A 12,525-nucleotide genomic window follows, 5' to 3' on the forward strand; every position below is an offset into this window, starting at 1 on the left:
TGTTTCATTAGTTCATCGTTAAATCTACTTGCAATAGGCTACCCATTGACGCGAAATTCACCTTGAATTAACAAAAACTCCCAAGCTAGAGTATCAGTTGAAATCATATTATTCATTATTTCAACTGATTAAACACATCTTAAACCAAGTTCAGGTTAATTTACATAAAAGTAAACAAATGGTAAATAAAATGTATATCAAATAAAGTGTATACAATGTGCATTTATACCTGTGTCTTTGTTCAAAGGCAAGTTTCACCGACTTACAAAGTGTAAATGAGTTTGTATGGTGTAGCGAAATCTTTCCTATTAACTCAAAAATTTCTACATCAGTATCACAGCGAAGTTTGTTTTTTAAGTATTTACTTCCATGCTATACAGTGCTTTTAGTCTTACATAGAGAACATTCAATAGATACCCAAGTCATTTCTAAATAAGGGGTTATGTGTTTAATATTAATTTATAATGGCTTATTTTGAAGTTGTTAGACAGTATATATACTGTTAAACTTTCACGTTGTTATTTTAAGCGTTTTAAACGCATAACAGGAATTTCTTTGCACTAATGATGTCCCTCATAAAAAAATGTATATTTATCTTATTTGCTTTCGTCTCAGTTGTTTTTATTACCCCTGTTTCTACAAGTATTGCAGCGCAAGTAAGCCAGGCTCAAATTGAGCAATTTCAAAAATTACCTGTCGCCCAACAACAAGCATTAGCACAAAGCATGGGAATTGACATAACTCAAATTAAGGGGCAATTGTCAGGTCTCAATTCGGAACTACCAGAACAACAAACCAATAGCATAAATTATCCTCGGGGAACTCAATTTGATAGCCAAGGCAATCAAGTGATAGAAAGAGACGAACAAGAAGATAAGGATGATTTTGAAGAAGTAGAAGAGTTAGCTCCGTTTGGCTATGACGTTTTTGCAAATGCGCCACAAACCTTTGCACCCACAATGGATATTGCTATTCCTAATGATTATACGATGGCGCCAGGGGATCGAATATCAATTCAAATTTTTGGTAAAGAAGTTAGTGAATTAGAGCTAGAAGTCAATAGAGAAGGACAAATAGTTTTTCCTAAGCTCGGTCCTTTTACTGTTTCAGGCTTATCATTTCGTGAAATGAAACAATTGCTAAGCGCCAAAATTAAAGAAAAAATTATTGGGGTGGATGTTGTTATCGGCATAGCTTCATTAAGATCAATGCGGATATTTGTTTTGGGTGATGCCTACAAACCAGGTCAATACACGTTAAGTTCACTATCAAGCATAACGCATGCTATTTTTGCCGCAGGTGGCATTAGTGATATTGGTAGTTTACGAAATATTCAACTAAAACGTGCGGGTAAAACAATAAAAACACTCGACTTATACGATTTACTTATTCATGGTGACTCTAGTGGTGATGTGTTACTACAATCGGGTGATGTGGTTTTTATTAATGCCGTAGGTAAAACAGTTTCTATTGATGGTGAAGTACGTCGCTTGACCATTTATGAATTAAAAGAGGGGGATGATTTCTTCGATGTAACAACGATGGCAGGGGGATTACTCCCAAGTGCGTATGCCAAATCTACTATTGTTGAACGTTATAACCAAAATAACCTGCGCAGTGTTATCAATTTAGATTTCACCAACCCAAAACAAATGGCACAAAAAGTTCAAGGTGGTGACGAAATTCGTGTGATGAAAGCAGCTGATATGTTTTCAAAAACGGTCACACTTATTGGTGCTATTACTCGCCCGGGTAAATATCAATGGCATCAAGCACAAAAAATTACGGACTTACTCCCCAAGGTTAACTCTCATTTGTTAGCTAATGCCGATTTAAACTATAGTTTAGTTATCCGTGAAATTGATATTGCGCGAAATATAGAAGTGCTGCAATTTTCGTTAGCAAAAGCGATTAGTTCACCAGAATCAGATGATAATATTCAGTTACAACCACATGATAAAGTATTAATTTTTTCGCAAGTTGAAAAATTAAGTGAAAATGCTATTGGCCTTGATGCATTAGCATTTACTCAAGAAGAGCTATTTATACAAGAGCAAAAACTCGCTAAGAAAAAATTTAAAACGAAGCAGTTTTGGTTGGAGTACGGCGATCAAGAAAAATTATCAGAGCTTGATGAAGAAGAAAGTAATGCTGCAGAATTAATTAATCAATCTATTGAACAAATGTCAGGTGGACAGGTAAAAGAAATTGTTGATATTAAAGAACTCGCGCTTTTTTCCCGCCAACGGTTATTACTCCCCATAATTCAGAAATTAAAACGTCAAGGCGCTGCAGGACAGCCCATTCAGTTAGTTGAAGTTGATGGAGCGGTTAAGTTTCCTGGAGTGTATCCGCTTGCAATCAATGGTAGAATTGATGATTTAGTTGCCGCAGCAGGTGGTTTAGATGAATCTGCATATTTGGTAAGGGCTGATGTAACGAGAAGCCAATTAAACAGCCGGGGTGTAACGAAAAAGTCACTTTCCATCGATTTGTCGGCAGCGTTAAATGGTGACAATAAAGCTAATTTATTATTACAAAGTAAAGATAGAATTAATATTCATCAAATTCCTGCGTGGAGTGAAAACCATGTAGTTGAACTTCGGGGCGAGTTTGTTTTTCCAGGGAAATACACTATTCGCCGAGGTGAAAAATTATCTGATCTTATTGATAAAGCAGGCGGTTTTACCTCGTTTGCTCACCAAGAAGGTTCTGTGTTTACTCGTGTTAAACTTAAAGAGTTAGAGCAGCAAAACTTAATTAAGTTAGCCGGTGATTTACGAATTGAAATGGCATCAAAATCATTATCAGATAAGAACTTTTCACAGTCATACACTGAAGTTCAGAAGATGTTGCAAGATATAACGAAATTACAACCAATAGGACGTTTAATTCTAGATCTACCCAAAGTGGTGAAAGAGAATAACTATGATGTGCTATTAGAAAATGGTGATGTACTTTATGTTCCTACAATGAAAAACTCAGTGAATGTAATAGGGCAAGTACAAGTTGCTTCATCACATATTTATGATAGTAGTTTACGAGCTGAGGATTATTTAGCTCAAAGTGGAGGCAGCAAAAAACGTGCTGACGACGAAAGAATTTATATCATCTCCGCCAATGGCAGTATTAAGCTTATGGAAGGTGGCAATTGGTTTTCAAGCGAAGGTAATAATGTTGTAAAACCGGGTGATACAGTTGTAGTGCCACTAGATACCGAGTATATGGACAATATTAGTTTATGGACAAGTGCAACAACAATTATGTATAACACTGCTGTAGCGGTTGCCGCTATTAGTGGTATCTAATAAAATTTAAAACGGAAGAGTGTAATGACACACACATTAAGTGAAGTAAAAATAGCAATAATAGGTTTGGGTTATGTTGGTTTACCCCTGGCAGTCGAATTTGGTAAAAAATACCCTACGATAGGCTTTGATATTAATAGCCAACGTGTACAAGAGTTAGAGCAAGGACACGATTTTACGCGGAAGTATCTAAAGACGAATTGGCTGACTCAGCCTTTATTTCATATGCTTGTGATGTTGAGGCATTAAAAGCCAGTAATGTCTATATTGTCACTGTTCCAACGCCTATTGATGAACACAAACAGCCTGATTTAACACCATTAATCAAAGCTAGCCAGATGTTGGCTAACGTGATTAGCAAGGGTGATATAGTTATCTATGAATCAACTGTTTACCCAGGTGCTACTGAAGATGTTTGTATTCCACAAATTGAAAAAAACTCTGGTTTGGTATTTAACAAAGACTTTTTTGCCGGTTATTCGCCAGAACGAATTAATCCTGGCGACAAAGAGCACAGAGTCACTAATATTTTAAAAGTGACCTCAGGCTCAACTCCTGAAATAGCGGCGTTTATTGATAGTCTATATAGTTCTATTATTACAGGCGGCACTTATAAAGCCTCAAGTATACAAGTAGCTGAAGCGGCAAAAGTCATTGAAAATACCCAACGTGACTTGAATATCGCCTTAATCAACGAATTAGCTGTAATTTTCAATAAACTCAATATTGATACCGAAGAAGTACTTAAAGCCGCAGGTACCAAATGGAACTTTTTACCGTTTCGTCCAGGCTTAGTAGGGGGTCATTGTATTGGTGTTGATCCTTATTATCTAACGCACAAAGCACAATCTATTGGTTACAACCCAGAAGTTATTTTAGCTGGTCGTCGTATTAACGACGGCATGGGAGCTTATGTCGTATCACAACTTATTAAAACCATGATAAAGCGAAATATTGCCGTTAATGGTGCCAATGTTTTAGTGATGGGATTGACCTTTAAAGAAAATTGCCCTGATGTACGTAATACTAAAATTGTTGATATTCTAGCTGAGCTTGCTGAGTTTAATACTAATGTTGATGTTTATGATCCTTGGGTTAATCCGAAAGAAGCAAAACATGAATACGGTGTTGATTTGATCGAAGAACCTAAAACGGCACATTATGATGCGGTTATTTTTGCTGTAGCACACAAGCAGTTCAAAGCATTGTCAAATGAAGATATTAAAGGGTTAATGCACCCTGAACACGTTATTTACGATTTAAAATATATGCTTGATCCTCAGTTAGCGGATATTCGCTTATAATTGTTGAATATTAAGCAATCCCCGTTGGCTAGCGTATCGTCTATTTTGGGGCAATAAACAGGTAATCGAAAAATACAAGGCAATAAATAATGACTCGTTATACAGAAATAAAACAACAATTAATGGCTAACTCTAAAACGTGGTTGGTAACCGGTTGCGCGGGTTTTATTGGTTCTAACTTATTAGAAACACTCTTATTGTTAAATCAAAAAGTGGTAGGGTTAGACAATTTTGCTACAGGTCATCAGCATAATTTAGATGAAGTACAAACACAGGTATCAACGCAGCAATGGAAAAATTTCACTTTTATTGAAGGCGATATTCGACAAAGTGAAGATTGTATTAAAGCAATTGGAACCAAAAATAACCGTGTCGATTATATTCTACATCAAGCGGCTCTAGGCTCAGTGCCTCGCTCCATCGTTGATCCTATATTAACTAATTCAGCTAATATCACTGGTTTTTTGAATATGCTTGTTGCGGCAAAAGATGCTGAAGTAGAAAGTTTCGTTTATGCAGCCTCTAGTTCAACATACGGTGACCACCCAACGTTGCCTAAAGTCGAAGAAAATATCGGTAAACCACTTTCACCCTATGCTGTTACTAAATATGTTAATGAGCTCTATGCTGATGTTTTTAATAAAACCTATGGATTAAATACCACAGGTTTACGTTATTTCAATGTTTTTGGTAAAAGACAAGACCCCGACGGTGCTTATGCTGCAGTCATTCCTAAATGGACTGCGGCAATGATCGAAAACCAAGCAATATATGTGAATGGTGATGGCGAAACCGGCCGAGATTTTTGCTTTATAGAAAATGCAGTACAAGCGAATATTTTAGCGGCAACGGCTGACTTAAGTGGTAAAAATCAAGTTTATAATGTTGCTTTGGGTGATAGAACAACATTAAACGAATTATTTGATAGTCTGAAAAACGCTTTACAATCTAATGGTGTATCATATCAAAATCCTCCAGTTTATCGTGATTTTAGAGCAGGGGATGTACGTCACTCGCAAGCTGATATTTCTAAAGCAAAAAATATGATTGGTTTTGAGCCAGAGTTTAAAATACAGCAAGGTATTGATAAAGCTATGCCTTGGTACATCGATTTTTTGACAAAAAAATAGAAAATACGGTAGTTAAAACTACTCAGCTTACGTTAGGAATGTTATGTGTTGGTTTTTATATAACACCAACAAAACACCTTGATATTTGCATGAGCAAGGTATCTTGGTTTTAGTGTTGTTATGTAAGTATCGTAACGTTAATATCTGCTCTTTTGTATTAGATTAAATAACATATTGAGCGCTTAACAAATAATAAAATATTGGATTGGTGAATAAATTAAGTGTCAAATAACCTAGATAAAAGCATAAATAATAACTCAATTGATAACGCTACTGTTAGTTCAACGGATAGTGCAACCGATACATCATCGGATAGTTCAGTTAAACACTCAGATAAGCAACATCAAGCACCCCAAGGTAATGCCAATCCCGTCGAAAATACTTTCACAACTGATGCTGTGTTACAACAACAAATGTTACTCATGCAAATGCAGCAAAATCAGTCGAAATCAGATGAAATCAATTTAGATGAATTATGGCGTGTTATCTGGGCAGGAAAATTAACCATTATCCTTATCAGTATTGTTTTTGCCATAGCCACTATATTTTATGCACTTGCTCAACCCAATATTTATAAAGCTTCTACAATAGTAGCTCCAGTATCAAACGAAGCCGGCGCAGGCGGTTTATCAGCTTTAGCAGGGCAGTTTGGTGGTCTAGCTAGTATGGCAGGTATCAATTTAGGGGCAGGACAAAGTGATAAAACCGATTTGGCTTTAGAAATAATAAAGTCGCGGTCATTTATCCAACGGTTTATTGCGAAATATGAACTACTTGTACCGCTTATGGCTGCCGAAGGTTGGGACATGACTACAAATACCTTGATTATTGATCAAGCGATTTACGACCCAGATAATAAAAAATGGAAACGAGAAGTAAAACTACCAAAAAAAGCGGAACCATCCTATTGGGAAGCGTTTGTCGTGTTCTCTAACCTACTCAGTGTTTCTCAAGATAAAAGTAGTTCAATGATTACAATAGATCTCGAGTATTTTTCGCCGTTCATGGCACAGCAATGGTTAACTTGGTTAGTTAATGATGTAAATGAATACATGAGAGAGCAAGACAAAAAAGAAGCACAGGACTCTATTAATTATTTAACTACACAATTAAAAGAAACCAAGGTAGCATCCATGGAAACTGTGTTTTATCAGTTAATAGAAGAACAAACAAAAAATATGATGTTAACGCAAGTAAAAACCGAATATGTATTGAAAACGGTTGATCCCGCACAAGTCCCTGAAGAAAAGGCAAAACCAAAACGGGCATTAATCGTTGTTTTAGGTACTGTTTTAGGTGGATTGATATCGTTAATTATAATATTTGTGCGCCACTTCGCTACTAAAAATAAAACGGCCGTAGTTAATACTTAATACTTATACTGAAGAGTTAAATAGTAGAGTAGAATTAACTATACTATTTAACTAATACCAATCTCAGCAACTATGTGATCATTTCTACTTGCTAAAATCACCCACTACATCGTTATTTATTTAATAATAAGAACAACTCGTTATTGAAATAAATGCCTTGTATTTTGCCATTTTTTCTACGTATAAAATAGATCACTTAATTAATGAAATTGGTATAACTATTTATGACATTACTTATCTGTGTTGGACGATAATTAATGAATTACCGCCATAATCTTCAATAAAAAGTTTAGAGGATCACTCTCATTGTTGATAGACCGATGAGCTATGCTAACGTAATTAACTTACTCTTTAGTCAAGGACATATTGACTGATATATTGATTAAATTGTATAAGATCAAACGAGCCACTAATTTCAAATCTAGCCATGCCTAGCTCACTTAAATAAACCTCAATTTCACAGTCTAAATCCAAGGTACCAGATGACTCAACTGAAAAAGCTTGAATTTTACTGTATGGTAAAGAGGTATAATCTACTTTAGAGCCCGTAATACCTTGAACATTAGCTGCAATAATTCTTTTATTTGTAAAAACAACTTGGTCTCTAATACTTTTAAATGCGGCAAAAATAGACTCTCCATCAATCATAAACTTATGGAAATCTTCTCTCACTTTTTCTGGTTCTATAGGTTTTAACTTAAAAACCGATGAATTCTCAAAATCTATCATACATACTCCATAGTCGAATGATTGTTTAAACATAATGGCTTCCCACTAAACTAGCGTCCTTGTTGCGGGTTAACGTCAAAAATCAAAGCCATATTAGTGTGTTAAATAACTAAAGTGGAAGCTAGTACGAATAACTTTAACACAATTTTTATCGGATCCGTTACCCATAAAATCTATCTATAAAAACCTCAAATACTCTAATGTTGACATCCCTTTTTACTATGCTAAACTAATTAACTAAATCGGTTTAGTAAATCGTTTCGCTGTTTTGTTAGTTAGCTAATTAACACAGCTAATTAACTTAGTAAAACAGTTTGCCTCATCATGTTAGTAGCTGTTTATTGTTGTAAAGAGTGAGGAGATAAGTTGAAAATTAGAGAAATTAAAGTATTTGTCTGTAGCCCCGGAAGAAATTTCGTTACCGTGAAAGTAATTACTGACGAAGGTACTTATGGTTTAGGCGATGCAACAGTAAATGGCCGAGAAATGGCGGTTGTCGCTTATTTAGAAGAACATGTAGCTCCTTGTTTGATCGGTCGCGACCCTCAAGAAATTGAAGATATTTGGCAATACTTATACAAAGGCGTTTACTGGCGCAAAGGGCCTATTACTATGGCAGCAATTGCGGCTATAGATATGGCTCTTTGGGACATTAAAGGTAAAGTTGCTAATTTACCTGTATATCAATTATTAGGCGGGAAAAGCCGTAAGGGTGTTACTTTTTACGCACACGCAAACGGTGAAAGTATTAATGATACGTTAGATAAAGTTCAAGAGCATATTGATAATGGTTTTAAAGCCGTTCGTTTACAATCGGCTATTCCCGGCTTAAAAGTTACTTACGGTGTACTTGGCGATAAAAAAGATTATTTTGAGTTACAAGGGAGTCGGCCATTACCGCCAGAGGAAGAATGGTCAACAGCTAAATACTTTAACTCAATTGTTGAGTTATTTAAAAAAGCCCGTGAACGTTTTGGTTATGAAGTGCATTTTACTCACGATGTTCACAGTCGTTTAACCCCCATTGAAGCGGCAAAATTGGGGAAATTATTAGAGCCTTATAATTTATTCTTCCTTGAAGATGGCGCTATAGCAGAAAATCAAGACAGCTACAAACTTGTGCGTCATCACACTACCACACCGTTAGCGATTGGTGAAACCTATAACACTATTTGGGACTGTAAAGACCTTATTCAAAATCAATTAATTGATTATATTCGTGTAGCCGCAACACATGCCGGTGGTATTACTGCACTTAAGCGTATTACTGATTTTGCCAGTATATATAATGTTAAAACTGCACCACATGGCGCGCCTGACTTATCACCAATATGTTTTGCCGCACATATGCATTTAAATATTTGGGCACCTAATTTTGGTATTCAGGAGTTTGTTGGTTTTGGTAATGAACAGTTAAATCGCATTTTTAAACACAAATTCACTTTAGAAAATGGCATGGGCATGATGAGTGAGGCACCGGGTTTAGGTGTTGAATTTGATGAAGAAGCGGCAGCTGAGTATCCATATAAGCGTTCATATTTACCGGTAAGTCGATTAGAAGATGGAACGCTCTGGAACTGGTAATTGATGGTGTTGGTAGAGAAGCATAGTCGTTCTTACATAGAGATAAAGGCATTTATTTAAATGTTAAAGTATTAGGAAAAATCATGAGTAATAAAGTAAAAGTATTAGTTCACGGTACTGGTTTTGCAGGACAAGGTCACGCTGAAGCCTTCAGATATCTTGGCGCAGAAGTTGTTGGTATGGTAGGCAGAACGGAAAGTGTTGTTCATAAAGTGGCACAAGATATGGGTATTCCGTATGCAGGTACAGATTGGCAACAAGCTCTTGAAAATTGTAAGCCTGATGTGGTTTCTATCGCAACACCTGGAGGGGCACATGTAGAGCCTATTAAACAAGCAATTGCTTTTGGGTGTCATATTTTTTGTGATAAACCACTGACTGCTGATGGCGATACGTCAACAGAGTTATATGAATTAGCCGTAGCAAAAGGTGTAAAAACTGCTTTCGCCTCAAGCTTCAGATACATGCCAGAAATATTACACGCTAAACGGTTAGTGGCAGAAGGAGCCATTGGCGAACCTTTGGAGGTTGAGTGTATTTCTCATTTTAATTTAGAACGAGATATTCCTTTCGGTTGGTCGCATCGACAAGAAGACGGTGGTGGGCGTCTCAATAATAACTTTACCCACATGATGTCACTTGTTACCTCTGTCGTGGGAGAAAAAATATTATCTATTATGGGGGAAGTACGTGATGATTTAGGTAGGGCACCTATTGTTGAAGGTGTTCATAACTTTAAAACCCGTCGAGACTTTATACCAGAAGATGTGAATGATCCCTCATTAAAATGGGGTGAATCTAACGTTGAATGGTCTTATACCGTGCTCGCTCAGTTAGAAAGTGAGTTTGCTAAAAAGCCTGTATCTGTGATGTTCAAACATGGAGGACTTCATCCTCGTTTCAATGAAGATCATATCGTTTTCTATGGTAGCAAGGGGGCTATTTATATTAAAGGTCATTATGGCGCGGGTCCTCTTTACCTTTATGGTGAACATAACGGTGGCGATAAAAATGAATGGTTAGAAAAAGCATTGCCAACAGATATAGCTGCCGATGTTCCCAATGTTGAAGGTGATACCGAAAGAAATTGGCGTTATCTTATTCGTGAAATGGTTAAAGATATCCATGGAGAAAAAGTATCACCTTATCAAACCTTTAAAGAAGGTAGTCAATACCAAAGAACTTATTGACTTGATTCGGAAAAATAATTACTGGGTAGACGTAAGTAAGCTTTAATAAAGGTTGATAACATGGTTTATGATTACGCAGTAATAGTTGGTTATTTCCTTTTAGTTGTAGGTATTGGTTTTACCTTCAAAAAGATGGCAGCTAAATCAACAAGTGATTACTTTCGTGGCGGCGGTAGAATGCTGTGGTGGATGGTAGGTTCAACCGCCTTTATGGCTCAATTTTCAGCGTGGACTTTTACTGGCGCCGCAGGCAAAGCTTTTACCGATGGTTTTGCTGTAAGCTTAGTATTTTTTGCTAATACCTTTGCTTACTTTTGTGGTTGGGCATTTTTCTCTCATCGTTTTCGTCAAATGCGTGTAGATACCCCAACAGAGGGAATTAAACGACGTTTTGGTAGCCAAAATGAATTGTTTTTCTCTTGTGCATTAATTGTTTTCAGTTTCTTAAATGCAGGCATTTGGCTGAATGCCTTAGGTGTATTTACCAGTGCGGTATTTGAAGCGGATATTAATGTTACCATTATTGCCACTGGCTTAGCGGTATTATTTATCTCAGTACTGTCGGGGGCATGGGGTGTTGTTGCTTCTGATTTTGTACAAACACTCGTCGTTGCTGTAGTTTCGGTTGCTTGTGCAATTGTTGCACTAGTGATGGTAGGCGGTCCTGTTGAGTGGTTACTAACTTTCCGTCAGACTTTGTCATGGGTCCTGATATGAACTATGGATTGCTATTGGTAGGCACTTTTGTATTCTTCCTTGCCAAGCAGTTAATAACGATCATGAACTTAAATGATTCATTTCGTTTTTTAAATGCGAAAGACACTGTTAACGCCAGAAAAGCATCACTACTGGCTATGGCCTTAATGGGAGTTGGTAGTATTATTTGGTTTATTCCGCCTTGGGCGTCAGCCATTTTATACCCCGATGCTGCTGCTGCTTATTCTGAACTTGGCAATAAGGCAGCCGATGCTGTGTATTTAGTGTTTGCACGAAATGCTATGCCTATGGGTACTGTTGGGTTATTACTTGCTGCCTTATTCGCCGCGTCTATGTCGTCAATGGATTCGGCGCTAAATAAAAATTCGGGTATTTTTATTCGTAGCATTTATCAACCGTTTTTAGCTAAGCGTAACAAAATTGTTGATGATGCACATTTGTTGAAAATGGGTAAAATATTAAGTTTTGTCAGTGGCTTGCTAGTTATTGTTATGGCATTATTTTTCAAATCACTAAAAGAGCTAAGTTTGTTTGATTTGATGATGTCTTTCTCAGTAATGATCCAAGTTCCAATTCTTATCCCATTAATTTTCGGATTGTTTATTAAGAAAACCCCCTCATGGGCGCCATGGGTTACCGTGTTAATTGGTTTATTTGTTTCTTGGTTTGTGATGAATGTACTAACACCTGATGTATTTTCTGGTTTTATTGGCATACCTGAATTTACCTCAAGAGAAGCAACAGACATGAACTTAATATTAACCATAGGCGCACATTTAGTCATAACGGCCGGTTTTTTCTGTTTAACATCATTGTTCTATAAAGAAGATAAAGATCAATATAAAGCGCAAACAGATGCGTTCTTTAAAGACTTAGTTACACCAATTGTTGCAGATGGCGAGCAAGATGATTATGACCGTCAACAACGTAATAAATTAGGTTCTATGGTGATGTATATGGGCACAGGTATTGTCTTTATGGCGTTAATACCTAACCCATGGTGGGGACGTTTAATTTTTGTTTGTTGTGCACTTATTATTTTAGGTATTGGAATCTTACTTAAGAGAAGTGCAAAGGCAGAGTTAAAAACAGCATTAACGGCCGATTTAACGATAAGTTAACGTTTATTTTTTGTTTAACTATAGCTTTTGTTTAAAGCTTAGTTATATTTTTAAGCATAGTTATCGGTT

General features: G+C 36.5%; 6 protein-coding genes and 2 pseudogenes. 7 read left to right on the forward strand and 1 reads right to left on the reverse strand.

Going from position 1 to position 12,525, the window contains the following annotated elements; translation table 11 throughout:
- Positions 1-563: 563 nt before the first annotated feature.
- The 4 genes and pseudogenes from L3081_RS09020 to L3081_RS09035 all read left to right on the forward strand — a co-directional run bounded on the left by L3081_RS09020 (position 564) and on the right by L3081_RS09035 (position 7,115).
- Positions 564-3,308, forward strand: coding sequence for an SLBB domain-containing protein (locus L3081_RS09020; protein WP_242285030.1), 2,745 nt, complete (start codon positions 564-566; stop codon positions 3,306-3,308).
- Between the two features lie 24 nt (positions 3,309-3,332).
- A pseudogene (gene tviB / locus L3081_RS09025) lies at positions 3,333-4,612 on the forward strand (Vi polysaccharide biosynthesis UDP-N-acetylglucosamine C-6 dehydrogenase TviB).
- An 89-nt stretch (positions 4,613-4,701) separates the two neighbouring features.
- Positions 4,702-5,742 carry an NAD-dependent epimerase/dehydratase family protein gene (locus tag L3081_RS09030; protein WP_242285032.1) on the forward strand — a complete coding sequence of 347 codons (1,041 nt, stop codon included), beginning with the start codon at positions 4,702-4,704 and terminating at the stop codon, positions 5,740-5,742.
- 221 nt (positions 5,743-5,963) lie between these two features.
- Positions 5,964-7,115 (forward strand): Wzz/FepE/Etk N-terminal domain-containing protein, encoded by a 1,152-nt coding sequence (locus L3081_RS09035; protein ID WP_242285039.1) that lies wholly within the window; start codon positions 5,964-5,966, stop codon positions 7,113-7,115.
- A gap of 351 nt (positions 7,116-7,466) precedes the next feature.
- Here L3081_RS09035 and L3081_RS09040 read toward each other — a convergent pair whose 3' ends face one another.
- Positions 7,467-7,844, reverse strand: a complete 378-nt coding sequence (locus L3081_RS09040) for a PH domain-containing protein (protein ID WP_242285041.1) — start codon at positions 7,842-7,844, stop codon at positions 7,467-7,469.
- A gap of 366 nt (positions 7,845-8,210) precedes the next feature.
- Between L3081_RS09040 and manD the strand changes: the two genes are divergently transcribed.
- From manD to L3081_RS28160, 3 genes and pseudogenes are all read left to right on the forward strand, one after another.
- Positions 8,211-9,428: a D-mannonate dehydratase ManD gene (manD, locus tag L3081_RS09045; RefSeq protein WP_242285044.1), complete on the forward strand. Its 1,218-nt coding sequence runs from the start codon at positions 8,211-8,213 to the stop codon at positions 9,426-9,428.
- A gap of 83 nt (positions 9,429-9,511) precedes the next feature.
- Positions 9,512-10,618 (forward strand): Gfo/Idh/MocA family protein, encoded by a 1,107-nt coding sequence (locus L3081_RS09050; protein ID WP_242285045.1) that lies wholly within the window; start codon positions 9,512-9,514, stop codon positions 10,616-10,618.
- Positions 10,619-10,678: 60 nt separating this feature from the next.
- Positions 10,679-12,456: pseudogene (locus tag L3081_RS28160) on the forward strand (sodium:solute symporter family transporter).
- Positions 12,457-12,525 lie beyond the last annotated feature (69 nt).

It is taken from the genome of Colwellia maritima, from assembly GCF_022669015.1.
Lineage (GTDB): Bacteria > Pseudomonadota > Gammaproteobacteria > Enterobacterales > Alteromonadaceae > Colwellia > Colwellia maritima.